Below are 25,852 nucleotides of genomic sequence, written 5' to 3' on the forward strand. Positions count from 1 at the left end.
CCTGCTTAATCACACACCAGGGAAAATCAGATCCAAAGCCTGCAGGGAGTCTTCCCAGTCGGCTCGTTCAGAGATGCCTTGCTGTAAAAATGCTTCCAGTTGTGGCCATAAGGCAATGGCTTTATCCAACATGGGATCGCTGCCTTTGGCGTAGGCGCCTACGCTGACCAGATCGCGGTTACGCTGGAAACTGGACAGTAGCTGCTTAAAGTTGCGTACCCGCGCATAATGTTTCTCGCTGATCAATGCGGTCATTGCGCGGCTGATTGAGGCTTCAATATCAATGGCCGGATAGTGACCCGCCTCTGCCAGATGACGGGACAGGACAATGTGGCCGTCGAGAATGGCACGGGCGGAATCAGCAATAGGGTCCTGTTGGTCATCGCCTTCGGTCAGTACGGTATAAAATGCGGTCACGGAACCGCCACCATGAATACCGTTACCAGCCCGTTCAACCAGTGCGGGTAATTTAGCAAACACCGAGGGCGGATAGCCTTTCGTTGCCGGAGGTTCGCCGATCGCCAGTGCGATTTCACGCTGTGCCATTGCATAACGGGTGAGGGAATCCATAATCAGCAGCACGTGCTGGCCGCGATCGCGAAAATCTTCGGCGATGCGCGTGGCGTAGGCTGCACCCTGCATACGCAACAGCGGGGAAACGTCCGCCGGAGCAGCGATCACCACCGAGCGTGCACGTCCCTCGGCGCCAAGAATATTTTCAATAAAATCTTTAACTTCGCGTCCACGCTCGCCAATCAGACCGACAACAATGACGTCAGCCTGGGTATAGCGTGCCATCATGCCGAGCAGAACACTTTTCCCCACACCTGAACCGGCGAAAAGCCCCATTCGCTGACCGCGCCCGACGGTTAACAGCGCATTGATAGGTCGTACGCCAGTATCCAGCACGTGTTCAATCGGGGTACGTTGCAGGGGGTTAAATGGCGGGGTGATTAGCGCCCCTGTTTCCGTGGTGTCGGGGGCAGGCAGCCCATCAAGCGGCTTCCCACTGCCATCGAGAACACGCCCCAGCAGGGCAGGGCCCAGCGGTAATTGTTTTCCGCTTTGCAGCCCTTCGCCGGCGATGTTTTTCGCGTAAACGCGCGCGCCCGGCAGAACGCCTTCGACCTCTTCGAGCGGCATCAGAAACAGGCGTTGACCATTAAAGCCAACTACTTCGCTTTCGACTTCCTGGGTTTCGTTGCCATCCTGACGCTCAATAACGCAGGTGGCACCCAGCGGTAACTGCAGACCTGTGGCTTCCAGTACCAGTCCGGTGGCGCGGGTCAGACGCCCGTAACGACGCACCGCAGGCAGCAGCGACATTTTCTCTTCGAAGTTGTCCAGCGTGTTGAGCCAGCGAGTCAGGCGAGTGGTCATTACACGACTCCCGGCGCTGCCAGACGGCAGAGTTCTTGCCAGCGGGTTGCAACACTGGCGTCCAGATCGCCTTCGTCAGCAGAGACTTTACAGCCACCGTGATGCAACGTTGGATCGCCACGCAGTCGCCAGCCGTGCAGACTGAGGGTCGCCCCCAGCATCTCTTCTACCCGCTGCAGATCGTCCGGATGGACGCGCAACTGCGGTTTACCGCTAAACAGCGGCTCCTGTTGCAACAGCTGTTGGATTTGCTTAATCAGCGCGGCGTTATCCACGATGGGTGTCTGGCCGATAACCTGGCGCGCGGCTTCCAGTGCCATTTGCATCAGGCGCGATGCAATGACGCTGTCCAGGGCATCCAGTGTATTCTGAAACTCACTGACCAGTTGCTGCATGCGGGCATGAATCGGCGCATGTTGGGCGCGAGCCTGGTTCTGACCTTGTTCCAGCCCCTGGGCCAGTCCGTCCTGATAACCTTGTTCGTGCCCTTTTTGCCGACCTTCAGCCAGGCCGGCGTTATATCCTTGCTCATGGGCCTGGAGCTGCATTTGCGCCAACTGCTGCTCAAGCTGTTGTTCCGCAGATAGCTGTGGCTCTTCTGTCTCGTCGGACGGCTGATCGTCGGTATGATCGGCCAGTACGAACTCCGCCATTGGCGGGGCGAGGTCGTCAGGCGTCCAGACTTTCCATGGCAGATCGTTAGACATAGGTATCCTCGCCGCTGCCGATCACCATCTCGCCGGTCTCGGCCAGACGACGTACGATGAGCAGAATCGCTTTCTGTTCGTTTTCCACCTGCGACAAACGTACCGGACCTCGGTTGGCAAGATCGTCGCGCAGGATATCGGCGGCACGCTGCGACATGTTGCGCAGGAACTTCTCGCGCAATGGTTGTTCGGCACCTTTCAGGGCTATCAGCAGCGATTCGGAATCCACTTCCTGCAACAGACGCTGGATGCTGCGATCGTCGACATCCACCAGATTTTCGAACAGGAACATCTCGTCGATAATTTTCTGCGCCAGCTCGCCGTCGAATTCGCGCACCGCGGTAATAACTGCTTCTTCCTGCTGCGTCTTCATCAGGTTGATAATTTCTGCTGCTGTCCTCACGCCGCCCATTTTGCTGCGTTTGAGGTTCTGGCCATCGAGCAGGCCGTTCAGCACTTCGGTCAGTTCTGCCAGTGCGGCAGGCTGTACGCCGCCGAAAGTCGCGATACGCAGCATGACATCGTGGCGTAAGCGCTCGTCGAACAGCGCCAGAATATCGGCGGCCTGGGCCCGTTTGAGGTGAACCAGAATGGTGGCGATAATCTGCGGGTGCTCGTCGCGAATAAGATCGGCGGCGCTTTGTGGCTCCATAAAGTTGAGCGTTTCAATGCCGCTGGTGGTATCGCGAGTTTCCAGAATGTCTTCCAGCAGGCTGGAGGCACGTTCTTCGCCCAACGCTTTTACCAGCACGGAGCGCAGGTATTCGTTGGCGTTGATGTTCAGTGCGGCAAACTGCTCGGCTTCTTGTTCAAATTCGGCCAGAACTTCCGTCAACTGTTTGTTGGAGATCTGACGCACGTTGGCCATTGCCGTACTGAGGGCCTGTACTTCGCGCGTGGAAAGGTGCTTAAAGACCTCCGCCGCGCGATCTTCGCCAATGGTCATCAATAAGATGACGCTTTTATCGGTGCCGCTAAGATTACTCATGTTCGTTATTTATCCACTGGCGAATGACCAGCGCCACGACGCGCGGATCGTTATCTGACATTTCACGAATACGCTGGCTCATGACTTCAGCACCCAGCCGCTGGTTGTTACGGCGTTGCTGGGTCTGCTCGTCTTTGCTGAGGCGAACTTCAACCGCTTCTTCCGTTTCCTGGCGAATACGTGTTTGTTCTTGTGCGGCTTTGACCTCTTCGCTGCGACGCATCAACTGCGGACGAACCGCTTTACGCCACAGGATCCAGGCCACCAGCAGAACCAGTAACCAACGACCGGCTACCATCAGCTGTTCAATAAAGGACTGCTGTTGCCAGAATGGAAGCTCTCCGCCCATGTCATCACTCGCGGTGAAGGGGGAATTCACGACATTCAGGGTATCGCCGCGTTTTTCAGAGAAGCCCATGGCCTCGCGGGTCAGGTCCTCAATTTGTTTCATTTGGTCGGCGGTTAATGGCAGCGGTTTGCCATCCGGTAACGTTTTATAGTTGACCACTACCGCCACCGACAGGCGCTGCACATCACCCACATTCATCTTGGTGTGACGAATGGTACGGTCAACTTCATAGTTGCTGGTTTCGTTACGCTGCGTGCTGCGCGGGCCGGCATTGGCGTTATTTGCCGTTTGCGCATTCTGTGCATTCTGCGCATTTTGCTGATTTGCCGGTGGCGTATTAATCGGGGCCGTATTCGCCGGCGCGGGCTGGTTAGACAGTGCGCCCGGTACGCCGCCAGGCGCTCCGCTTCCTATCTGCTCGCTGACGTTAAGCTGGCGTGAGCGCAGAACAGCCTGTGAGTCGTCGCCATTTGGGCTGTACTTCTCTTCGGTTTGCTCTTTGTTGGCAAAATCCAGCTGTGCGGTAACCTGTGCATGTACGTTGCCGTTACCGACAATTGGCGACAGAATTGATTCAATACGACGCTGTACGCGACCTTCAACATCGCTGGCATATTTCAGCTGCGCATCGTTCAGGTCGCGGCTGCTGGTGTTCGACTGCGTTAACAGATGTCCTGCCTGATCGACCAGCGTCACGTTGCCCGGCGGTAAGCCTGCGACAGCGCTGGAGACCAGATGCGTTACCGCGCTAATCTGGCCTTCGTCCAGTGCTCGACCCGGCTCCAGGTTTACCGTGACGGAGGCAGAAGGAGCCTTTTGTTCACGTACGAACAGTGACGGTTTGGGCATCGCAAGATGGACACGGGCGCGTTTTACCGGCCCCAGTGTTTCAATGGTTCTGGCTAATTCGCCTTCCAGAGCTCGCTGGTAATTGACCTGCTCGCTAAACTGGCTGATACCAAACTTTTCCTGGTCCAGTAACTCAAAGCCCACCGCGCCGCCTTTCGGCAGCCCTTGCTGTGCCAGACGTAAACGCAGTTCGTGAACTTTATCAGCAGGGACTTCAATGGCGCCGCTTCCCTCAGTGAAACGATAAGGAACGTTCATCTGCGTCAGCTGCGTGACAATCGCGCCACCGTCCTGATCGGATAGGTTGCTGAACAGTGTGCGGTAGTCAGGTGTTTTGGCCCACAGAACCATTGCAACGATGATAGCGACGGCAGCGGCACCCGCCACAATCAGAGGGATTTTGGGATTCGCGCGCAGGCGATTTAACCACTCGAGAGGTTTCAGTTGGGTTGCAGTCGATGCTGTCGCACTCATCTCGCACCTCGTGGCTTATCGTGGACGGCGTTTTTTGCAAAGTGGAACAAGACTCACTCCCGGGTCAGCAAACTCGAAAAATTGACGGTCTCATTATTTGCGGTTTCGAATTTTTCTATGCGTTAAAAACCGAGGTTTTTTATCGTTATTTAGCGCCTTTATCTTATTGACGAACTGGTAATCTCTGCTACGTAAAAAATCATCCAGGGGATCAGAATGTCGGCAATACAGGGGATTGAAGGGGTTATCAGTCAGCTACAGGCCACGGCAATGTCAGCGAAAATGCAGGATGTGCAGCCACAATCGACCGTGAGTTTTGCCGGTCAACTGCACGCGGCATTGGACAGAATCAGCGATGTGCAAACCGCCTCTCGCGTTCAGGCTGAAAAATTTACCCTGGGTGAACCAGGCATTGCGCTGAATGATGTGATGACCGATATGCAGAAAGCGTCGGTTTCGATGCAGATGGGCATTCAGGTGCGTAACAAACTGGTATCAGCCTACCAGGAAGTGATGTCGATGCAGGTGTAGGTGCAACAAGCAGAGAATGTAGGCCGGATACGCACAGCGCTATCCGGCAAACACTTATTATTTTTGAATCAGATAGCGAATAGTTGGTCCATCCTGCTGAATATCCAGCACCGTATACCCATGGTTACGCGCATCCAGCGGAATATTGTTGATTGACTGCGGGCAATCGCTGACCACTTCCAGAATTTCACCTTTCTTCAACTGCGGCATGGCTTCCAGCGTGGCGACCGCCGGGTAAGGACACGGTTCACCGACCATGTCGAGGCGATAATCAGGTACGATATTTTTCATGCGGATTCCTTAGCAGGCGTCAGCCCGGCGCGGCGGAAGAAACGTTTTTCCCAACCGATGATGAGCATCAATGCGATAAACAACAGCAGATAAGTCACCAGTAGCCCGCCGAGCGGCCCAAAGGTGTCAAGCAGATTCACTTTATCCCAGCGAGTGGCAAGGGCAGGGGCAAAGTCATCCCAGTAGTAAGCCAGAATGGTCGAGCCGATAACGTTACCCAGTCCCACCCACCAGTAATGCACCTGGCCCTCAACCGCGCGGTACATCCAGCCGGTCTCACACCCGCCCGCCAGCACGATACCGAAACCAAACAGTAAGCCGCCGATCACCGCATTTGGACCGGCCCACATAATCTTCGGCTCAACGCCCAGCTGCACATAGCTAAAGATACCAATGGCGCTCACCGCCATGCCGAAGATAATGGCTTTTGCCATATGGGTGCGCCCGGAAATCCACAGATCGCGGAAGGCCGAGGTAAAGCAGATTTGCGCCCGTTCAATCAGCAGGCCGAACCCAACGCCAAACAACATGGCCAGACCCAGCTTCGGCTTGTCCATTGCGGTCAGCAGCGCCCAGCCGATCATGCCGATAAATACCAGCATACCGAGGCGGAAACGACGACGCGCTTGTTCAGGTTTTTGCGTCAGCGGCGAGGCGGCGGAAACTTTCTGCATTTTAACCGGAATACGAAACATCGGTAGCAGGGTAAAGCGGGCGCCAAACCATGAACCCATTGCCGTCGCCAGCGCGAAGAACCAGGCATGCAGCGAGAACTGTGGAATACCGGTAAAAAACGCGGCCAGGTTACAGCCCATTGCCAGACGGGCGCCGAAACCGGCGATCATCCCGCCGACCACCGCCTGCAGAATACGGATCCGACTGCGCGGCATGCGTAATTTGACGTTGTTGGCCCACAGCGCGGAGGCAAAACAGCCGCCGAACATACCGAGGATCATCATCCCGTCGATACGGGTCAGGGGCGAGCCTTCGAGGTGGATCAGTTTATAGTATCCCCACTCTTCGGCGTGCACGCCAAACAGTTGCAGGATTTGCCCACCCCAGCGGGTAAATTCGCCGGTAACGGCCCAGAAGGTTCCCGTAATGCCGAAATAGTAAGTGGAGAGAATACCCGCTGCGATAACCGCAGGGGCAGGGGCCCAAAATTTAATTAACCAGGCCTGTTTGAAGTGTTGCCATGACATGCGTTTTGACTCTGAACTCAGAAGGTATGTAACAAGAAGCGTGGATATTACACCGATCAGAATTTTTGACTATGAGTAATAAGAGGTAACACCGTCGGGATCAATCTTTCTCCGGGCTGCCGAAAGGCTGGCGACATCAGGGCTTTAATGCCACAATCCCTTTTTCTTCGCATGCAGGATGAATGATGAAAAAATTAGCAATTGTGGGTGTATTGTTGGTGCTTGCCGGCTGCGCCGAAGTACAAAATTATAATGACGTGGTGAAAACACCAGCCCCTGCCGGTCTGGCAGGTTACTGGCAGTCTAAAGGTCCGCAGCGCGCGCTGGTGAGCCCGGAAGCGATTGCCAGTCTGATTGTCACGAAAGAGGGGGATACGCTGGATTGCCGTCAGTGGCAGCGAGTGATTGCCGTCCCCGGGAAATTGACCATGCTTTCCGGTGACCTCACCAACGTGACGGTGAAACGCGAGCTGTATGAGATCGATCGCGATGGCAATACGCTGGATTATGACGGTATGACGCTGCAACGGGTGGATCGCCCGACGCAGGAGTGCGCCGAGGTGTTAAAGAAAACGCCGTTAGCTACACCGCTGCCATAAGTATTGCGCCCCGGTAGCCTGTCGCCACCGGGGTTAAGTGCTACAACACGTCTTCAATCACCCACACGCTGACGCTGCCGCCATCACAGAAAAACGTCGCCACGCCGTTTTCATCGGTCACTACGCTTTCTGCGCGATTCCCCAGATAATCACGCCAGGTTTTATTGCCGTAATTTGCGCCAAGCGCGATGCTCTTTTCACCGTCATCGCCATTGGACAGCACGACGACGCACCCGGGATCATCATCCGTACCGCTGCGACTAAAGGCGATACAGTTTGGATGATCAAAATAGAGCGTTTGTACGCCGTGGGCGAAGCGTTGGCGGGCCAGGATTAATTCATCAAGTTGTTCAATAATCGGCATATCGATGGTGTAGGTTTCGCCATCACCGCCAGTATCTTCATAATGTGCACCGTAGAGATCGGGGTAGAACACCGACGGCACGCCGTTTTCGCGCAGCAGGATCAGCGCGTAGGCCAGCGGCTTAAACCACGGCTCGACCGGGGCTTCCAGCGCCTGTAACGGCTGGGTGTCATGGTTCGCAACCAGCGTCACCGCATGAAAGGGATCGGCCTCCACCAGCGTATCGGTGAAAATCTGGCTCATGTCATAATCGCGCCCCTGGCGGGACGCTTCGTGAAACTTCATCTGCAAAGGGGCATCAAACAGCATGGTTTTCCCCTCGACCTGGTTAATATAGGTTTGCAGTTTATCGACCTCATGGGACCAGTATTCCGCGACGATAAACAGCGGTTTGGGAGCGACTTCCTGGACGTGCTCGATCCACTCTTTATAGAACCATGCCGGGATGTGTTTGACGGCATCCAGGCGAAAACCATCGCAATGGGTTTGATCCATCACCCACCGTGCCCAGTATTTGAGCTCTTCGGTCACGGCATGATTGCGAAAATCGATATTTTCGCCCATCAGATAGTCAAAGTTGCCCAGTTCGTCATCGACCTGATCGTTCCAGCCTTCGCCGGTATAATCATTAACGATTTTAAAAATGCCGTCCTCGGTGGGATTTTCAATATGATCGATGCCGTTAAAGCATTTGTAGTCCCAAATGAATTGAGAGTACTGACCCGCACGGGCAGGGAAGGTGTACCGCGTCCAGGCCTCGCATTCGACAATCTCGTCATCTATCTGTGTACGGTCATCGGCGTTTACGCGCTGAACCTGAATGTGTTCTTTCTCATCGGCTCCCATTTTGTGGTTGACCACCACATCCAGCAGTACCGCGATATCGTTGTGCTTTAACGCGTCGATTGCCGCCAGTAACTGATTTTTATCGCCGTATTTGGTGGCAATAGTGCCTTTCTGGTCGAATTCGCCTAAATCAAACAGATCGTAGGAGTCATAGCCAACGGAGTATCCGCCGGACGCGCCTTTATAGGCTGGGGGCAGCCATACCATATTGATGCCGATATCGTTAAGTCCACCCGCGTGTGCGGCGAGTTCCGACCAGAGCTGGCCGCCATCAGGGTAATACCAGTGGAAGTACTGCAATAAGGTGGGATTTTTCATCTTCCGTGCTCCAGAAGCCGTTTGGCCGACTTCTGGAGTATGGAGGATTTTTCAGACGTAACGGGAAATTATTGTGGGGCAGTTGGGGCATCAGGAACCAGCAACATACCGGAAAGCCGACCGTAGGCGTTATTTAGCGTCTTCTGGCGGGTTGACTGACCGATCAGCGTACTGAGTTCATCCAGACGCTGCTGCAGTAATGCTTTAAGCAACTGTTCGTTATCCAGCGTCTGTTTAATATACCCGGCAATCAAATCCTGAACGCTTCGCGTAATGCCTGATGGAGTTTGTTCTTCCATGACCACTTCAATACTTTGCAGATAGGTAACTTCCTGTTCCAGTAAAAGGTCCCATTCACCTCGCTGTGCCAGTTCCAGCAGCGAGTGACTGAGCAGCGCAATGCGCTGCCAACGGTTGATAAACTCCACGGCTGAGGTCATTAACGGGACTCCTGGGACGACGCGTTTGGTGAGATCTGTTTCCAGGCATCCGCGATGTTTCCGAGCAACCCTTCGACTTCTTCAATCGCCTGACAATCATTATTTAGATTTGCGTGTAATAAACGGCGAACCATATAGTCGTACAACGAAGAAAGATGGGTGGCGATCTCTCCTCCTTTTTCGTGGTCCAGACCCGCCTTCAAACCATTATCGATGATATTGATTGCCTTGCTTAATGCTTCACCTTTGGCAACGATATCGCCTTGCTGCATAAACAGACGAGCGCGCACCAGGGCGCTATGTGCGCCATCAAACAACATTTCGATCAACTGATGCGGGTTGGCGCTCATCACGGCGCTTTCCACGCTGACCTGTGCATAGGCTTTGGTACCGCTCGCGGTATACATGCTTACCTCGTGTTATCAGGAATTATTCATCGCTGAAAATTGTTGGCCCAGATAGGTACTGGTGCTGTTCAGCTTACTCATCATGGAATCGAGTTGGGTAAACTGTGCTTTATAGCGAGCCACGACTTCATCAATGCTGTTACTCACGGTCAGATACTGCTTTGTCAGCAGTTTCAGGTTGGCGTTAATATTGTCTTGCGCATTGTCGATAATACCGTCATCGGCCAGATAGCTTTTTACTTCGGTGGCAATCTTGGTGGTAATACCGGTTTCTTTGCCGTCACCCACCAACAGTTCACGGGTCGCTGCTGTGTTATCTTTCAGTGCCTTAGCCAGTTTTTCTTCATCAATTTTTAACTTGCCAGTGCCGCCATCCTGAGTAATGCCAATCTCAGACATGGTTTTAAACGGGGACTCGCTGCCGCTGTTAGCAAATGGCGCACGAATACCGTTTTGAATGGTACGGAGAACACTGTCGCCCAGTAACGCGCCGTTATCTGTACTGGCCGCTTCACCCGGTTCAACTTCTTTATATTTAGTCAGCGTACCAAAGGTATCCACCAGTGAGTTATAGGCTTCCACCCAGGCTTTAATTGCCGTTGTGGCCTTTTCATCACTTTTTGTTACCGTGATAGAGGCATCTTTTACTTCTTTGGTCAGTTGCAGCGTGATGCCCTGCGGTGCGTCAGTTACGGTATTGCTTTGACGTTCAATATCAATGCCGTTGACGGTCAACTGCGCATTTTGCGCACCGACCAGTTGCTTCATTTTGCCGCTGCCCGCTTTGCTGTCATAGGACAGTAAATCGCTCAGTTTCGAATCATTCGAGACGGAGATGGTCATTTCGCTTTCAGTGCCGCTTTCCGCGGTTAACACCAACTGATAATCGTCTTCCTTAACCTTTACCAGACTTGCCGAAATACCGCTGTCCGCATCGTTAATGGCATCACGAATATCCTCCAGAGAGGTTTCGCCTTTGCCTAATTTGATTTCCAGGGGTTCTTTACGACCCGGTTGTGAAATCGTTATGGTGCGTTCATCAACACTGGTATCGCCCAACTGTTCTTTGGTAGAGGTAATTTTGGACGTGGTTGATAGCGACTGTGCTTGTGCCAGTTTGGACACGCTGACGGTATATTTACCGGGAGCAGCACCGGCGGTCGTACTGACCTTTAAGTCTTCTGTGCTGCTGGTTGCCGTGGTGCTTTTAAACAGGTCGGCATTGTTCAGTGCGGTATTCGCCGTTTGAAATTTTTCTAATGCACTTTTCAGCGTACCGTACGCGGTCAGACGCGAGGTGTTAGCGCTCTGCTGCTGGGTAATGGGCGTTAAGCGCTTTTTCTCAGCAGTGGTTAAGTTTGTCAGCAATGTGTCCAGTGGTAAGTTCGAGCCAACGCCCAGTGATGTAAATGAAGGCATGCCTAATTCCTTGTGATTGCAAACAGTAGTTAACCGCTATATCGGCAATCTGCGCGCAAAGTTTAATAATAGTTTTGCAAAAATAATGCGCGGAATAGTGGTAATTAAAGCGGGTATTTCCGGGGCTAAGAAAAAAATGGGCGGAAAGTAAAAATTTTCTAAAGTTCGAATTTAAGGTGCCGATACATGGGTTACGGTCAGAAACCGTGGGCAACAGCCCAATAACATCAAGTTGTAATTGATAAGGAAAAGATCATGGCACAAGTCATCAATACAAACAGCCTGTCGCTGTTGACCCAGAACAACCTGAACAAATCTCAGTCTTCTCTGAGCTCCGCTATCGAGCGTCTGTCTTCCGGTCTGCGTATCAACAGCGCGAAAGACGATGCTGCAGGTCAGGCGATTGCAAACCGTTTCACCTCTAACATCAAGGGTCTGACTCAGGCGTCCCGTAACGCCAACGATGGTATCTCCATCGCGCAGACTACTGAAGGTTCTCTGTCTGAAATCAACAACAACCTGCAGCGTGTTCGTGAGCTGGCGGTTCAGTCTTCTACTGGTACCAACTCCCAGTCTGACCTCGACTCCATCCAGGCTGAAATCACTCAGCGTCTGAACGAAATCGACCGCGCATCCGGTCAGACCCAGTTCAACGGCGTGAAAGTACTGGCGAAAGACAACACCCTGACCATCCAGGTTGGTGCTAACGATGGCGAAACCATCGATATCAACCTGAAAGAAATCAACTCCAAAACCCTGGGGCTGGATAGCCTGAGCGTGCAGGATGCTTATACCACTAAAGCAACTGCTGTAACTAAGGGTTACCAAGATGCAACTCAGACTATTACGGCACCGACAGCATCACAGTTAGAAGCCGCCACTGGTGCAGCCACAACTAAAGGTGGTACTGGCACAATTGAGTTTAAAGATGGAAATTACTATGTAAATATCACTGGCTCCACAGGTACTAGTGGTGATGGTCTTTATAAAGCGACGGTAACAAGTGCTGGTGCAATCACTATTGGTGAAAAAGAAACGACTCTTACTAAAGCAGATACGAATACTATAAGCAACGTACAGGTTGCAAAACCAGTTGATACCACTGCGGCTGCAGGGCAACTGGTTACAGGTGGTGTTGCTACTGCAACAGGCGCTAACACTACACTGGTAAAAATGTCTTTTGAAGATAAAAATGGGAAAGCAATCGATGGTGGTTATGCCCTGAAAGTGGGAGCAAACTACTATGCAGCAGATTACGACGATAAAACAGGTAAAGTGACAGCTAAAACTGTTGATTACACTGACACGAATGGCGCTCCCCAGAAGGCAGCGATTCAGTTTGGTGGTGTGAACGGTAAAACTGAAGTGGCAACTGTTGGTACCAAACAGTACCTGGCTTCCAGCGTTAAAGGTCACGACTTCAAATCTGGTGCAGCGCTGAACGAAGTGGCTACCACCAAAACTGAAAGCCCGCTGGCTAAAATCGACGCGGCGCTGGCGAAAGTTGCTGACCTGCGTTCAGACCTGGGTGCGGTACAGAACCGTTTCAACTCTACCATCACTAACCTGGGTAACACCGTCAACAACCTGTCTGAAGCCCGTAGCCGTATCGAAGATGCTGACTACGCGACCGAAGTGTCCAACATGTCTCGTGCAAACATTCTGCAACAGGCGGGTACTTCTGTTCTGGCGCAGGCAAACCAGACCACGCAGAACGTCCTGTCTCTGCTGCGTTAATTTACACTTATCGCGCAAACCCCGCTCCGGCGGGGTTTTTTACATTCCGCTTTACCCGTAACCCCCAAATAACCCCCCATTTCACCCACTATTCACCCGATTAAAACCCCTGCAGAAACGGATAATCATGCCGATAACTCATTTAACGCAGGGCTGTTTATCGTGAATTCACTGTATACCGCTGAAGGTGTAATGGATAAACACTCGCTGTGGCAGCGTTATGTACCGTTGGTGCGTCACGAAGCATTGCGCCTTCAGGTGCGCTTGCCGGCGAGCGTGGAACTGGATGACCTGCTACAAGCGGGCGGCATCGGGTTATTGAATGCAGTTGACCGATATGACGCTTTGCAAGGAACGGCATTTACCACTTACGCAGTGCAGCGTATTCGTGGGGCTATGCTGGATGAACTACGCAGCCGGGACTGGGTGCCGCGTAGCGTTCGGCGCAATGCCCGCGAAGTGGCACAGGCGATGGGGCAACTGGAGCAGGAATTAGGGCGCAACGCGACGGAAACTGAAGTGGCGGAGCGTCTGGGGATCCCTGTACAAGAGTATCGTCAGATGTTGCTTGATACCAATAACAGCCAACTCTTCTCCTACGACGAGTGGCGGGAAGAGCATGGCGATAGTATTGAGCTGGTGACAGAAGAACATCAGCAAGAAAACCCGTTACAACAGCTTCTTGAGGGGAACCTCCGTCAGCGCGTGATGGATGCGATTGATGCATTGCCGGAGCGCGAGAAGCTGGTATTGACGCTGTACTATCAGGAAGAGCTGAATCTGAAAGAGATTGGTGCTGTTCTGGAAGTGGGCGAATCACGGGTCAGCCAGTTGCACAGCCAGGCTATCAAACGTCTACGCACCAAGCTGGGTAAGCTATAAGGGGGAATCTTTGCCCCTGAACAATGCCGCATAACGTATTGACTACCAGGAGTTCTCATGACGGTGCAGCAATCAAAAAGACGGCCACTAAGCCGCTACCTCAAAGATTTCAAACACAGCCAGACGCATTGCGCCCATTGCTTTAAGTTGCTTGACAGGATCACGCTGGTTCGTCGCGGGCAGATTGTGAATAAGATAGCCATCTCCCGCCTGGACACGCTGCTTGATGATGCTGAATGGGCGCAAGAGAAAAAAGAGTGGGTGGCGTTATGCCGTTTCTGCGGTGATTTGCATTGCAAAGAGCAAAGCGACTTCTTTGACATCATCGGCTTTAAACAATTTTTGTTTGAGCAAACCGAAATGAGCCACGGCACGGTGCGCGAATATGTTGTTCGCCTGCGTCGTCTCGGCAATCATCTGACCGAACAAAAAATTTCTCATGACCTGCTGCAGGAAGGGTTCCTCGACGAAAACCTCGCCCCGTGGCTGCCAGAAACCAGCACCAATAACTACCGCATTGCGCTACGTAAGTATGAGCAGTTTAAAGCCCATACACATATGGGGCATATGCAGAAATCCTCCTGGACAGCCAGTTCTGATATATATTAAAAACGAATAAGGTGTAACAGAGTGGTGTTTGTGGATCATGACAAACGCTCTACACTACGGTCATATACACGTCATCCTTCAAGCTGTCTCTGCGTTGGCGCCCCAGTCACTTACTTTAGTAAGCTCCTGGGGACTTACTCGCTTGCCGCCTTGATGCAACTCGAATGATTTTGTGGATAAATAGCAGTCACTAATGACAATATTCGGGGTAACTATGAAATTAGCACTTCTGGGACGTCAGGCGCTGATGGGTGTAATGGCTGTTGCACTTGTCGCTGGTATGAGCGCAAAAACATTTGCGGACGAAGGTCTGTTAAATAAAGTGAAAGAGCGCGGCACGCTGCTGGTGGGGCTTGAAGGGACTTACCCCCCGTTTAGTTTCCAGGGTGACGATGGCAAACTGACTGGTTTTGAAGTGGAATTTGCCGAGGAGCTGGCTAAACATCTGGGTGTGAAAGCCTCGCTCAAGCCGACCAAATGGGACGGCATGCTGGCGTCGTTAGATTCCAAACGTATCGATGTGGTGATAAACCAGGTAACCATCTCTGACGAACGTAAGAAGAAATACGATTTCTCTACCCCGTATACGGTTTCTGGTATCCAGGCGTTGGTGAAAAAAGGTAACGAAGGCGTTATTAAAACCGCGGCGGACCTGAAAGGTAAAAAAGTCGGTGTTGGGCTTGGAACCAACTACGAAGAGTGGCTGCGTCAGAACGTGCAGGGCGTAGATATTCGTACCTATGATGATGACCCGACCAAATATCAGGATCTGCGCGTAGGCCGTATCGATGCCATTCTGGTTGACCGTCTGGCAGCGCTGGATCTGGTGAAGAAAACCAAAGACACACTGGCCGTGACCGGTGAAGCTTTCTCCCGCCAGGAATCTGGTGTGGCGCTGCGTAAAGGCAATGAAGATCTGCTGAAAGCCGTGGATGCAGCCATTGCCGATATGCAAAAAGACGGCACGCTGAAAGCCCTGTCCGAAAAATGGTTTGGAGCGGATGTGACGAAATAATCATCATCCGGATAAAAAAGGCGCCTTTAACAGCGCCTTTTTTTATTCCATTGCGCCTGAACGTGCATAATAAAAAGAACATCACAACAACTTCTACTCTCAGGCTTTTGGGCTGCTTGTCGCCCACAAGATGATGAGTAAACACCGGAGGCTCTATGCCACTGCATAACTTAACGCGCTTTCCCCGTCTGGAATTTATTGGCGCGCCCACGCCGCTCGAATATCTTCCGCGTTTCTCTGATTATCTCGGCCGCGATATTTTTATTAAACGCGATGACGTCACGCCGATGGCGATGGGCGGCAATAAACTGCGCAAACTGGAATTCCTGGCCGCAGACGCGCTGCGTGAAGGCGCAGACACATTGATCACCGCAGGGGCTATCCAGTCGAACCACGTGCGTCAGACGGCGGCGGTCGCGGCGAAGCTGGGGCTTCACTGTGTGGCGCTGTTAGAGAACCCAATAGGTACGACTGCGGAAAATTATCTCAGTAACGGTAACCGCCTGCTGCTGGACCTGTTCAATACTCAGATTGAAATGTGTGATGCGCTGACCGATCCGAATGCGCAGCTTCAGGAACTGGCGACGCGGATTGAAGCGCAGGGGTTCCGCCCGTATGTGATCCCGGTTGGCGGTTCTAACGCATTGGGCGCATTGGGTTATGTCGAAAGCGCACTGGAAATAGCTCAGCAGTGTGAAGGGGCCGTAGAACTTTCATCCGTCGTGGTGGCGTCGGGCAGTGCAGGAACGCACGCCGGGTTGGCGGTAGGGCTGGAACAATTGATGCCGAACGTTGAGCTTATCGGTGTCACCGTTTCGCGCAGCGTTGCTGACCAAAAACCAAAAGTCGTTGCGTTGCAGCAGGCCATTGCCAGTGAGCTGGAGCTGACTGCGGCGGCAGATATTTTACTGTGGGATGATTACTTTGCGCCGGGTTACGGTACGCCAAATGAAGAAGGCATGGAGGCGGTAAAACTGTTGGCTCGTCTGGAGGGCATTTTGTTGGATCCGGTGTATACCGGTAAAGCGATGGCAGGCCTGATTGACGGTATCAGCCAGAAACGCTTTAAAGACGAAGGGCCAATCCTCTTTATTCATACCGGTGGAGCACCTGCGTTGTTTGCCTACCATCCACATGTATGACAACCAGGTAGAAAAATACTCATGCAAGAAAGTATCCAACTGGTCATTGATTCGCTGCCGTATCTGCTGAAAGGGGCGGTATTTACGCTCCAACTGAGCATCGGCGGGATGTTTTTTGGCCTGGTGCTGGGGTTCATCCTGGCGCTAATGCGTTTGTCGTCACTGTTACCTGTGCGCTGGCTGGCGCGCTTTTATATCTCTATCTTTCGCGGCACACCGTTAATTGCCCAGCTGTTTATGATCTACTACGGTCTGCCGCAGTTTGGTATTGAGCTGGATCCGATCCCCGCAGCAATGATCGGTCTGTCGCTGAATACCGCGGCTTACGCGGCAGAAACGCTGCGTGCGGCCATCTCCTCCATTGATAAAGGTCAGTGGGAAGCCGGGGCGAGTATCGGTATGACGCCGTGGCAGACGATGCGCAGGGCGATTCTACCGCAGGCTGCACGCGTGGCATTGCCGCCGCTGAGCAACAGTTTTATCAGTCTGGTGAAAGACACATCACTGGCCGCGACCATCCAGGTCCCGGAACTGTTCCGCCAGGCGCAGCTGATTACTTCACGCACGCTGGAGGTGTTTACCATGTATCTGGCGGCCTCGCTGATTTACTGGATCATGGCGACGGTGCTTTCTGCGCTGCAGAACTATTTTGAAGAACAGCTCAACCGCCAGGAGAGAGATCCGAAATGAGTACTATTGAAGTCAGAAACCTGGTGAAAAAATTTCACGGGCAAACGGTACTGCACGGCATTGATCTGGACGTTAAGCCTGGTGAAGTCGTGGCGATTATCGGGCCGAGCGGTTCAGGCAAAACCACGCTGTTGCGCAGTATAAATTTGCTGGAACAACCGGAGGCGGGCACCATCAAGGTTGGAGACATTACCATTGATATCGCACGTTCCTTAAGCCAGCAGAAAGGACAGATTCGCCAGTTGCGCCAGCATGTGGGGTTTGTGTTCCAGAACTTTAATTTATTTCCACATCGCACAGTACTGGAAAACATTATTGAAGGTCCGGTAATTGTGAAGGGCGAACCGAAGGCGGAAGCGACAGCGCGCGCGCGTGAACTTCTGGCAAAGGTTGGGCTTGCGGGTAAAGAGAGCAGCTATCCACGGCGGTTATCCGGCGGTCAGCAGCAGCGAGTCGCTATTGCCCGGGCGCTGGCTATGCGTCCGGAAGTTATTCTTTTTGATGAACCGACCTCCGCGCTTGACCCGGAACTGGTTGGCGAAGTACTTAATACTATTCGTCAGCTGGCGCAGGAAAAACGCACCATGGTCATTGTGACGCACGAAATGAGTTTTGCGCGTGACGTTGCTGACCGGGCGATATTTATGGATCAGGGCAAGATAGTGGAGCAGGGGTCTGCAAAATCATTATTCACGCATCCGCAGCAACCGCGAACCCGTCAGTTTCTTGAAAAGTTCCTGATGCAATAAAAGGTCAGAGAGCACTCATCGAAATATTTTTTTTGGTGAGTGCTTGTTGCATAACTATTTATAATTGCTGCTTTATTATTATTGCTTCATCCTGCCAGCATTGTGGGCTGTTACGTTACACTCAAGTAATTTCTTATTTGTCCGATAATTTGCATATATAAAATACATTTATGTGTTAGCTTGTTTCATACATTTGGATGATTATCAATCTCAGGGGCATTACCACTTAGTATGCAGGATCATGATTTCTTCACCTGGCGACGGAGCATGCTGTTACGCTTTCAGGAAATGGCGGCGGCAGAGGATGTCTATGACGAATTACAACATCAGACGCAGCACTTAGAGTTCGACTTTTATGCGCTCTGCGTCCGGCATCCCGTACCCTTTACCCGACCTAAAACGGTACTTCATACGACGTATCCCAAAGCATGGGTCGCACATTACCAATCCGAAAATTATTTCGCTATCGATCCGGTACTGAAACCCGAAAACTTCAGTCAGGGCCACTTACCGTGGGATGACGCCTTGTTCCGTGACGCACAACCGCTGTGGGACGCCGCGCGTAATCACGGTCTGCGCAAGGGGATGACGCAATGCTTAATGTTGCCAAATCGGGCGCTAGGCTTTTTGTCCGTGTCACGCGCAAGCGTGCGTAATGGCCGCTATGCGCAGGATGAAGTCGAGCTCAGGATGCAACTGCTGGTACGAGAAAGTCTGTCAGTACTTATGCGGCTGGAAGATGACATGGTCATGGCGCCGGAGATGCGTTTTAGCAAGCGCGAAAAAGAGATTCTGAAATGGACCGCTGAGGGGAAAACCTCTTCCGAGATAGCAATGATTCTGTCGATCTCTGAAAATACCGTTAACTTTCATCAGAAGAATATGCAGAAGAAGTTTAACGCGCCAAACAAAACACAGATTGCTTGTTATGCTGCCGCAACGGGGCTTATCTGAATAAAATGTCGTTCTGAGTGTCAGACGCAAAACCGGCTGAGAGCATCGCTGTCAGCCGGTTTCTTATCACTGACGATAGGCCTGTTTAATTTGTTTAACAGTGCTGGTAAATACCGCGGCCTGTGTTTCGTCCTCAATCAGCGCGATCTGTTTTTCCATTTTAAGAATCACGCGTCCTGCATCGGCTTGTCCCATTGCCTGCAGCATAAGCGTTAACATGGCCTTCAGGCAGGTGACTTCATTAGCCAGTTCTTGATTATTCTCAGCAGTGGAAAAATCAGGCGTACTCATTTATTTTCCTCGTTATGTTTCAATGAAAAAGTGCGATGGCAAACGTCAAGGCGGCGGAGTATACCATAAGCTCGGCTAAAAATATCTGAGGTTGTTTTTTGCGCAAACAAAACCCAATGAGATTAAAATAAACAAGATGTTGCAGTGCATATATTTTCTCCATTCATTGTTTATTCCGAGTATTTCACTCGTTAATTATTGTTACAAGCTTACCTTCCTATTTAGCATTCGACGTAAGAATATGAATTTTTTGTCACTATTCTGAAACAGCTATGCAGATATAAGCACGGGCAAACGCCCTTCAACCGTGAAAGTTTCCACGGTTCGTACAATCTAATTTCCAAAAACGAGAGCAAAATCGAAAGTCGGGTGTTTTTTAGATTTCAAAGTTGAGATAAAACCCGTTAACATAGGACAGATTAACTATCGGTAGCGTTATCCCTATTCTGGAGATATTCCTTTGATCAACGTTTTTCTTGTTGATGACCACGAACTGGTGCGCGCAGGGATACGACGCATTCTGGAAGATATAAAAGGCATTAAAGTTGTCGGCGAGGCGTGCTGCGGCGAAGATGCGGTCAAATGGTGCCGCGTTAACGCCGTCGACGTTGTGCTGATGGACATGAATATGCCCGGTATTGGCGGTCTGGAGGCAACCCGCAAAATTGCGCGTTCCTCGGCTGACATTAAAGTGATCATGTTGACTGTTCATACCGAAAACCCATTGCCGGCAAAAGTTATGCAGGCGGGAGCCGCGGGCTATCTCAGCAAGGGGGCCGCCCCTCAGGAAGTCGTGAGCGCGATTCGTTCGGTTTTTTCCGGGCAGCGCTACATTGCTTCCGATATTGCTCAACAAATGGCGCTTAGCCAGATTGAGCCAGAGAAAACGGAAACCCCGTTTGCCAGTTTGTCTGAACGCGAGTTGCAGATTATGCTGATGATCACCAAAGGCCAGAAGGTCAATGAGATCTCAGAACAACTGAATCTTAGTCCCAAAACAGTGAACAGCTACCGCTATCGAATGTTCAGTAAATTAAACATTCATGGCGATGTGGAGCTGACTCACCTGGCAATTCGCCATGGCCTGTGTAATGCGGAGACATTAACAAGCCTGTGACCGAACAGTTCGATGCTAAAGCGTTTCTGAAAACCGTGACCAGCCAGCCTGGCGTCTATCGTATGTACGATACCGCCGGGACGGTTATCTATGTCGGTAAAGCGAAAGACCTGAAAAAACGGCTCTCCAGCTATTTCCGCAGCAACCTTGCGTCGCGTAAAACCGAAGCGCTGGTGGCACAAATTCAGCAGATTGATGTCACGGTGACGCACACCGAAACTGAAGCATTATTGCTAGAGCATAATTACATCAAGTTGTACCAACCGCGCTATAACGTATTGCTGCGCGATGATAAATCCTATCCCTTTATTTTCCTCAGTGGCGATACCCATCCGCGTCTGGCGACGCATCGCGGCGCGAAGCATGCTAAAGGTGAATACTTTGGACCGTTTCCTAACGGTTATGCCGTCCGCGAGACACTGGCACTATTGCAGAAAATTTTCCCAATACGTCAGTGCGAAAATAGCGTTTATCGCAACCGTTCACGCCCGTGTTTGCAATATCAGATTGGCCGCTGCCTTGGGCCTTGCGTCGCCGGTCTGGTGAGTGAAGAAGAGTACGCGCAGCAGGTCGACTACGTACGGCTGTTTTTATCCGGCAAAGACGATCAGGTGTTAACGCAACTGATAACCCGGATGGAGAAGGCCAGTCAGAACCTTGAGTTTGAAGAGGCCGCGCGTATCCGCGACCAAATTCAGGCGGTTCGCCGTGTCACTGAAAAACAGTTTGTTTCCAATACTGGCGACGATCTGGATGTTATCGGCGTGGCATTTGATGCCGGAATGGCCTGCGTACACGTCTTGTTCATTCGTCAGGGCAAAGTGTTAGGCAGTCGCAGCTATTTTCCTAAAGTACCTGGGGGAACGGAACTGGGCGAGGTGGTTGAAACCTTCGTTGGGCAGTTCTATTTACAGGGTAGCCAGGTGCGTACCTTGCCTGGTGAGATCCTGCTTGATTTCAATCTTAGCGATAAGACGCTGTTGGCTGACTCTTTGTCTGAACTGGCCGGGCGGAAGATTAACGTCCAGACGAAGCCGCGAGGCGATCGTGCCCGATATCTGAAGCTGGCGCGTACCAATGCGGCTACGGCGTTAACCACCAGGCTTTCCCAGCAGTCCACTATTACCCAACGTCTGACGGCGCTGGCATCCGTGCTGAAACTGCCTGCGGTGAAACGCATGGAGTGTTTTGACATTAGCCACACAATGGGCGAGCAGACCGTTGCCTCCTGCGTGGTTTTTGATGCTAACGGGCCGCTGCGTGCGGAGTATCGTCGCTATAACATTACGGGTATTACACCGGGTGATGATTACGCGGCGATGAACCAGGTACTGCGTCGGCGTTATGGTAAGGCAATAGAAGAAAGTAAGATCCCGGATGTTATTTTGATCGACGGCGGTAAAGGCCAGCTAGGGCAGGCGAAAGCTGTTTTTGCTGAACTGGACGTGCCCTGGGATAAACAACACCCTCTGTTACTGGGTGTGGCAAAAGGGGCAGATCGCAAAGCCGGCCTGGAAACCCTGTTCTTTGAACCGGAAGGCGAGGGGTTTAGCCTGCCGCCGGACTCCCCTGCGTTGCACGTTATTCAGCATATCCGCGATGAGTCTCACGATCACGCCATTAGCGGACACCGTAAAAAACGGGCGAAGGTGAAAAGCACCAGCACGCTGGAAACCATCGAAGGCGTTGGCCCTAAGCGCCGACAAATGTTGCTGAAGTATATGGGGGGTTTGCAAGGGCTTCGTAACGCCAGTGTCGAAGAAATTGCAAAAGTGCCGGGTATTTCGCAAGCTCTGGCAGAAAAGATCTTCTACTCGTTGAAACATTAGGCCCTCTGTAGCAACATAGGGGTAATTTCACTGACAACAGATAGTTATCCGTCATATGCAATTTAATATCCCTACATTGCTCACGCTGTTTCGCGTCATTCTGATCCCATTCTTTGTATTGGCGTTTTATCTGCCATTCACCTGGGCTCCCTTCGTTTGTGCGCTGATTTTCTGTATTGCAGCCGTTACCGACTGGTTTGACGGTTTTCTGGCGCGCCGCTGGAACCAAAGTACACGTTTCGGGGCGTTCCTCGATCCGGTGGCAGATAAGGTTCTGGTGGCTATCGCGATGGTGCTGGTGACGGAGCACTACCATAGCTGGTGGGTGACATTGCCAGCCGCCACGATGATCGCGCGTGAAATTATCATTTCAGCGCTGCGTGAATGGATGGCGGAACTTGGCAAGCGTAGCAGTGTGGCGGTGTCGTGGATCGGTAAAGTCAAAACAACATCGCAAATGGCGGCGCTGGCATGGCTGCTGTGGCGTCCAAATATCTGGGTAGAGTATGCCGGGATTGCACTTTTCTTTGTCGCCGCGATTCTGACTTTATGGTCAATGTTCCAGTATTTGAGCGCCGCACGGGGAGATTTGCTTGATCAGTGATCGTTTCGCCGCAAATTTCAGCAAACGATCGTCAGTGGTGAAAAATATCGTTGACTCATTGCGTCAGGTAAGTAGAATGCAACGCATCGAACGGCAGCACTGATTGCCAGACGATAACAAAATCAAGTGATTAACAAAGTTACTTGGTGATGCGGGAATAGCTCAGTTGGTAGAGCACGACCTTGCCAAGGTCGGGGTCGCGAGTTCGAGTCTCGTTTCCCGCTCCAAATTTAAAACATCGGCATTTGCGGATGTTTGGCTGTAAAGCCAGAAGATTTCGGCGCGTTAGCAAAGCGGTTATGTAGCGGATTGCAAATCCGTCTAGTCCGGTTCGACTCCGGAACGCGCCTCCAATTTCTTCCCGAGCCCGGATGGTGGAATCGGTAGACACAAGGGATTTAAAATCCCTCGGCGTTCGCGCTGTGTGGGTTCAAGTCCCACTCCGGGTACCATGGGAAAGAACAGAATAATCAAAGCAATAAGCAGTGTCGTGAAACCACCTACGGGTGGTTTTTTTGTGCCTGAAACTGACTGACAGCTAATAGCTTGCGTCGCAATACCCACCAATAAAGCAAAACCGCCAAAACGCCCAATTCACTAACATGATTTAGCCCATTCGTTTATCGGCGAATAGGCGCGCTCAGCATAAACCCTCCGCGGGCAGGGTTGTTCATGAACCCATCACGGGCGGGGTTACGGTTCTGAAAACCGCTCATTATGAGGGGATCGTTAATGCCATCCTCAATCGCAAAGGATCTGTGGATCCGGTTACGGGCTCTGAGCGTAAACGCAAAATCATCTGCTCCGCCAATCACAATAACGCCATTGCCGACAGCTAACGCAGCACTCAACTCTTGCTCTCGTTGAGCCTGACGTTGCAATGCGCCGGCTGCAACAGATGAAGATGCCAACAGCAGTAGTGCAAGGACGGCGCATGAAAATACCCGTGGTAGTTTCATGATAAATACTCATAAATAATGTGGCTATTAAAGTATAGCGTTTGATGACGCTCTTATCCGGGCGGTAAATAACCATTTTCTGGCAGCTGAGGCGGTGATTTTGGGGGGACTGGCCGTGTAATTAAACACTATAATAAAAACAGCTCACAGGTGATTATGCCTGTTCGTAGCACAGGCAGGTGCCGCAGATTTTTCACCCCATAGGGGAGAGAAGGCGATGGCTGACTATCAGTTTTCCACGGTCTGGCAGGTTGAGGCTTCACTGCAGGATGTCTGGGATGTTTTCTCCCACCCGGATCAGTGGCCAGAATGGTGGAGCAGCCTTGAACGTGTTGTTGAGATCAAGAAAGGCGATATACAGGGGGTCGGAGCGTTGCATCGTTACACCTGGAAGGGGGTACTTCCGTATCGTTTAACCTTTGATATCAATGTATTAACTATTTTGCAGTACGCTCTTCTTGAAGGTGCTGCCAGCGGCGAGGTTGAAGGGCGCGGGGTATGGTCTTTTATTGATACCGGTAGGGAGACTATTGTCAGGTACGACTGGAATGTACGAACCACGATTCGCTGGATGAATATACTTGCCCCGCTGGCGGCACCGGTATTTCGCTGGAACCACGATACGGTAATGCGCGAGGGGGCGAAGGGATTAGCCCGTAAACTTGGCACCCATGTGTATATATTTTGATTCAGAGCCTATCCCATTAGGGCTATTTACTTGCCATTTCACCGCTGGGCGGTGCTCAAACTGTTTGCGTCAATAACACTTGCTGGACAGGTTCTTCGTCCTCTGTTCTCAGGGGCAGTTTTAGCCCTGAAAGTTAAAAATCCCGCCGTTGCTAACTAGCAATGTGGCAATTTCATTTAACGTGTTGTCGAATGCTGCTGCATTTTGCAGTCCTGCGTTATGCAGCCGTTCTAAATTCTCTCGTGATGCGTTATCCAGCGTTGGATCGGCATCATATAATTCAGGTTGAAGCCTGTAATATTTCGCGTTTTTTACCGTTGAGGCGATTTGTTGTAAATAGTAGGCAGTCATCTGCGGACCACCTTCGAGCGCGATATCGATAGCGGGTTTCGCCCAGCCAAAGGGACCCCAGTCTTTAACCTCTGAATATGAATAGCCCTGCAGTTTTTTACCGGTACCCAGAGAGACAATGATCATGTCTTTGATGCCAGCGACGTTTGAAAACTTAATCGCCTCGGAAAAGGCACACAGTGCTGGATCGTTCGCCACGACACCACCATCGACCAGGACATACTTTTGCGGCAATGGGGGAAGCGAGTAAATCCGTGCTGCTTCGAAGTACGTCGGTGCTGCGGAGGTAGCACGTAAAACATCTCTGACCAGAAAATCCCGTTTTTTGGCTACGGCAGAGTGTTGTTTGAAGATCACCGGAAGACGACTGCTGACATCATAAGCAACAAAGCAGGTTGGTTTTAATAATTTACTCAGTTTTGTATCACCGAAGGCTGTTTTTAATACTCGCTCCAGTTCCGTTGCCGGATATTTTTCATCACTTACACCGCCTAATGAACTGATGGTTTTCCAAATGCCGACGTCAAAAATCTCATCGCCGTCCTGAAGATAGAAGTTGACGGCTTCCTGAGCGGAAAATTTGGGGGTTCCTGTCGCGTCGGGACACACATAAGCAGAACAGAGGATGGCGCCAGTACTGGTGCCTGCGACTAAATCGAAATAATCAGCGATTCTTGCTGTTGGTTTTTTTTCTTTATCTTGTAACTTCTTCTCCAGTGCGACTAATAGCATACCTGGCAGGATGCCTCTGATGCCACCGCCATCAATAGACAGTATTCTCATCGCCATTTTGACTTCCCCTCAGTGTATGAAACATGAAAGCGGGGGACTACATGTGGAAGTGCCTGCGTTTAAATATAGACAGGTTTTCGGCGGTGTTTCCTTAATAAGAATGGGGGATCTTCATGCCGCCATTACTGTACTTTCTAGCCGGTAAATGGCTTAATGGCGGCCACGTAGTTTCTTATTTCATTCACAGTTAACAGGTCTGTTATTGGTGAATAGCCTCCATCGATTCACCTTTTTTATCAGCGTCTGTCTACTGTGATGATCGCATACGGTTTCCGTAGC

The 25,852-nt window shown here is 51.5% G+C and carries 28 protein-coding genes and 3 tRNA genes; 17 read left to right on the top strand and 14 right to left on the bottom strand.

The genetic code is table 11. The features are described from left to right. Positions 1–9: 9 nt before the first annotated feature. The 4 genes from fliI to fliF are packed head-to-tail and all read right to left on the bottom strand — an operon-like array spanning position 10 to position 4,747. A complete protein-coding gene (gene fliI / locus IB196_RS08880) occupies positions 10–1,380 on the bottom strand; it encodes a flagellar protein export ATPase FliI (RefSeq protein ID WP_188231703.1) in 1,371 nt (456 codons plus the stop codon). Further along, positions 1,380–2,087, bottom strand: coding sequence for a flagellar assembly protein FliH (gene fliH / locus IB196_RS08885; RefSeq protein ID WP_005127753.1), 708 nt, complete (start codon positions 2,085–2,087; stop codon positions 1,380–1,382). Before fliH ends, fliI begins: the two co-directional genes overlap by 1 nt. Continuing rightward, positions 2,080–3,075 carry a flagellar motor switch protein FliG gene (gene fliG / locus IB196_RS08890; RefSeq protein WP_005127752.1) on the bottom strand — a complete coding sequence of 332 codons (996 nt, stop codon included), beginning with the start codon at positions 3,073–3,075 and terminating at the stop codon, positions 2,080–2,082. The genes fliH and fliG overlap by 8 nt, the downstream gene beginning before the upstream one ends. Then, the gene (gene fliF, locus IB196_RS08895) at positions 3,068–4,747 is read right to left on the bottom strand and encodes a flagellar basal-body MS-ring/collar protein FliF (RefSeq protein ID WP_005127751.1); all 1,680 of its coding nucleotides are present in this window, start codon (positions 4,745–4,747) and stop codon (positions 3,068–3,070) included. Before fliF ends, fliG begins: the two co-directional genes overlap by 8 nt. A 216-nt stretch (positions 4,748–4,963) precedes the next feature. Here fliF and fliE point away from each other — a divergent pair, with 216 nt between their 5' ends. Further along, the gene (gene fliE, locus IB196_RS08900; protein WP_005127749.1) at positions 4,964–5,278 is read left to right on the top strand and encodes a flagellar hook-basal body complex protein FliE; all 315 of its coding nucleotides are present in this window, start codon (positions 4,964–4,966) and stop codon (positions 5,276–5,278) included. Positions 5,279–5,335: 57 nt separating this feature from the next. Here the strand turns inward: fliE and yedF are convergent, their stop codons facing one another. Together yedF and yedE are read right to left on the bottom strand one after the other, a co-directional pair. Then, positions 5,336–5,569: a sulfurtransferase-like selenium metabolism protein YedF gene (gene yedF, locus IB196_RS08905; RefSeq protein ID WP_000790504.1), complete on the bottom strand. Its 234-nt coding sequence runs from the start codon at positions 5,567–5,569 to the stop codon at positions 5,336–5,338. Then, on the bottom strand, positions 5,566–6,771 hold the full coding sequence (gene yedE / locus IB196_RS08910; RefSeq protein ID WP_188231702.1) for a selenium metabolism membrane protein YedE/FdhT: 1,206 nt from the start codon (positions 6,769–6,771) through the stop codon (positions 5,566–5,568). Before yedE ends, yedF begins: the two co-directional genes overlap by 4 nt. Positions 6,772–6,956: 185 nt before the next feature. On the opposite strand from yedE, the gene yedD reads away from it, so the two are divergent. Then, on the top strand, positions 6,957–7,370 hold the full coding sequence (yedD, locus tag IB196_RS08915; RefSeq protein WP_188231715.1) for a lipoprotein YedD: 414 nt from the start codon (positions 6,957–6,959) through the stop codon (positions 7,368–7,370). A gap of 40 nt (positions 7,371–7,410) precedes the next feature. On the opposite strand, the gene amyA is transcribed toward yedD, so the two are convergent. The 4 genes from amyA to fliD form a co-directional block, all read right to left on the bottom strand. Further along, complete coding sequence (amyA, locus tag IB196_RS08920; RefSeq protein WP_188231701.1) at positions 7,411–8,898, bottom strand: alpha-amylase; 1,488 nt, start codon at positions 8,896–8,898, stop codon at positions 7,411–7,413. A 68-nt stretch (positions 8,899–8,966) separates the two neighbouring features. After that, a complete protein-coding gene (fliT, locus tag IB196_RS08925; protein ID WP_005127745.1) occupies positions 8,967–9,338 on the bottom strand; it encodes a flagella biosynthesis regulatory protein FliT in 372 nt (123 codons plus the stop codon). Next, positions 9,338–9,745 (bottom strand): flagellar export chaperone FliS, encoded by a 408-nt coding sequence (fliS, locus tag IB196_RS08930; RefSeq protein ID WP_005127744.1) that lies wholly within the window; start codon positions 9,743–9,745, stop codon positions 9,338–9,340. The genes fliT and fliS overlap by 1 nt, the downstream gene beginning before the upstream one ends. 15 nt (positions 9,746–9,760) lie before the next feature. Further along, positions 9,761–11,164: a flagellar filament capping protein FliD gene (gene fliD, locus IB196_RS08935; RefSeq protein ID WP_040232447.1), complete on the bottom strand. Its 1,404-nt coding sequence runs from the start codon at positions 11,162–11,164 to the stop codon at positions 9,761–9,763. A 255-nt stretch (positions 11,165–11,419) separates the two neighbouring features. Between fliD and IB196_RS08940 the strand changes: the two genes are divergently transcribed. The 8 genes from IB196_RS08940 (at position 11,420) to sdiA (ending at position 18,942) form a co-directional block, all read left to right on the top strand. Continuing rightward, the gene (locus IB196_RS08940) at positions 11,420–12,901 is read left to right on the top strand and encodes a FliC/FljB family flagellin (protein ID WP_188235313.1); all 1,482 of its coding nucleotides are present in this window, start codon (positions 11,420–11,422) and stop codon (positions 12,899–12,901) included. Between the two features lie 162 nt (positions 12,902–13,063). Further along, positions 13,064–13,783, top strand: a complete 720-nt coding sequence (gene fliA / locus IB196_RS08945) for an RNA polymerase sigma factor FliA (protein WP_005127740.1) — start codon at positions 13,064–13,066, stop codon at positions 13,781–13,783. 57 nt (positions 13,784–13,840) lie between these two features. Further along, complete coding sequence (fliZ, locus tag IB196_RS08950; protein WP_005127739.1) at positions 13,841–14,392, top strand: flagella biosynthesis regulatory protein FliZ; 552 nt, start codon at positions 13,841–13,843, stop codon at positions 14,390–14,392. Positions 14,393–14,606: 214 nt separating this feature from the next. Beyond that, positions 14,607–15,407: a cystine ABC transporter substrate-binding protein gene (gene tcyJ / locus IB196_RS08955; protein ID WP_005127738.1), complete on the top strand. Its 801-nt coding sequence runs from the start codon at positions 14,607–14,609 to the stop codon at positions 15,405–15,407. A gap of 155 nt (positions 15,408–15,562) precedes the next feature. After that, complete coding sequence (gene dcyD, locus IB196_RS08960; protein WP_115643231.1) at positions 15,563–16,549, top strand: D-cysteine desulfhydrase; 987 nt, start codon at positions 15,563–15,565, stop codon at positions 16,547–16,549. Between the two features lie 21 nt (positions 16,550–16,570). Continuing rightward, positions 16,571–17,239: a cystine ABC transporter permease gene (gene tcyL, locus IB196_RS08965; protein ID WP_005127736.1), complete on the top strand. Its 669-nt coding sequence runs from the start codon at positions 16,571–16,573 to the stop codon at positions 17,237–17,239. Beyond that, a complete protein-coding gene (gene tcyN / locus IB196_RS08970; protein WP_188231698.1) occupies positions 17,236–17,988 on the top strand; it encodes an L-cystine ABC transporter ATP-binding protein TcyN in 753 nt (250 codons plus the stop codon). The genes tcyL and tcyN overlap by 4 nt, the downstream gene beginning before the upstream one ends. A 231-nt stretch (positions 17,989–18,219) precedes the next feature. After that, positions 18,220–18,942 carry a transcriptional regulator SdiA gene (gene sdiA, locus IB196_RS08975; protein WP_149691536.1) on the top strand — a complete coding sequence of 241 codons (723 nt, stop codon included), beginning with the start codon at positions 18,220–18,222 and terminating at the stop codon, positions 18,940–18,942. Positions 18,943–19,008: 66 nt separating this feature from the next. Here the strand turns inward: sdiA and IB196_RS08980 are convergent, their stop codons facing one another. Both IB196_RS08980 and IB196_RS08985 read right to left on the bottom strand, forming a co-directional pair. Beyond that, positions 19,009–19,233, bottom strand: coding sequence for a DUF2594 family protein (locus IB196_RS08980; RefSeq protein WP_005127733.1), 225 nt, complete (start codon positions 19,231–19,233; stop codon positions 19,009–19,011). Further along, a complete protein-coding gene (locus IB196_RS08985; protein ID WP_137378369.1) occupies positions 19,230–19,343 on the bottom strand; it encodes a hypothetical protein in 114 nt (37 codons plus the stop codon). Before IB196_RS08985 ends, IB196_RS08980 begins: the two co-directional genes overlap by 4 nt. 350 nt (positions 19,344–19,693) lie before the next feature. Between IB196_RS08985 and uvrY the strand changes: the two genes are divergently transcribed. The 6 genes from uvrY (at position 19,694) to IB196_RS09015 (ending at position 23,235) form a co-directional block, all read left to right on the top strand. Next, entirely contained in the window at positions 19,694–20,350 is a 657-nt protein-coding gene (uvrY, locus tag IB196_RS08990) for a UvrY/SirA/GacA family response regulator transcription factor (protein WP_040232437.1), read from the top strand. Continuing rightward, on the top strand, positions 20,347–22,179 hold the full coding sequence (uvrC, locus tag IB196_RS08995; RefSeq protein ID WP_040232435.1) for an excinuclease ABC subunit UvrC: 1,833 nt from the start codon (positions 20,347–20,349) through the stop codon (positions 22,177–22,179). Before uvrY ends, uvrC begins: the two co-directional genes overlap by 4 nt. Before the next feature lie 55 nt (positions 22,180–22,234). Beyond that, entirely contained in the window at positions 22,235–22,783 is a 549-nt protein-coding gene (gene pgsA / locus IB196_RS09000) for a CDP-diacylglycerol--glycerol-3-phosphate 3-phosphatidyltransferase (protein ID WP_003030490.1), read from the top strand. A 151-nt stretch (positions 22,784–22,934) separates the two neighbouring features. After that, positions 22,935–23,010, top strand: a tRNA-Gly gene (locus tag IB196_RS09005). Between the two features lie 52 nt (positions 23,011–23,062). Continuing rightward, positions 23,063–23,136: transfer RNA gene (locus IB196_RS09010), tRNA-Cys, on the top strand. Positions 23,137–23,148: 12 nt separating this feature from the next. Beyond that, a tRNA-Leu gene (locus tag IB196_RS09015) sits at positions 23,149–23,235 on the top strand. A gap of 168 nt (positions 23,236–23,403) precedes the next feature. Here IB196_RS09015 and IB196_RS09020 read toward each other — a convergent pair. Continuing rightward, on the bottom strand, positions 23,404–23,742 hold the full coding sequence (locus IB196_RS09020; protein WP_188231697.1) for a hypothetical protein: 339 nt from the start codon (positions 23,740–23,742) through the stop codon (positions 23,404–23,406). Positions 23,743–23,959: 217 nt separating this feature from the next. Here IB196_RS09020 and IB196_RS09025 point away from each other — a divergent pair, with 217 nt between their 5' ends. Next, positions 23,960–24,430 (top strand): SRPBCC family protein, encoded by a 471-nt coding sequence (locus IB196_RS09025; protein WP_040232433.1) that lies wholly within the window; start codon positions 23,960–23,962, stop codon positions 24,428–24,430. Positions 24,431–24,550: 120 nt separating this feature from the next. Here IB196_RS09025 and IB196_RS09030 read toward each other — a convergent pair whose 3' ends face one another. Beyond that, positions 24,551–25,570: a patatin-like phospholipase family protein gene (locus tag IB196_RS09030; protein ID WP_188231696.1), complete on the bottom strand. Its 1,020-nt coding sequence runs from the start codon at positions 25,568–25,570 to the stop codon at positions 24,551–24,553. Positions 25,571–25,852 lie beyond the last annotated feature (282 nt).

The sequence above is a fragment of the Citrobacter sp. C6_1 genome (assembly GCF_014596835.2).
Taxonomy (GTDB): domain Bacteria; phylum Pseudomonadota; class Gammaproteobacteria; order Enterobacterales; family Enterobacteriaceae; genus Citrobacter; species Citrobacter pasteurii.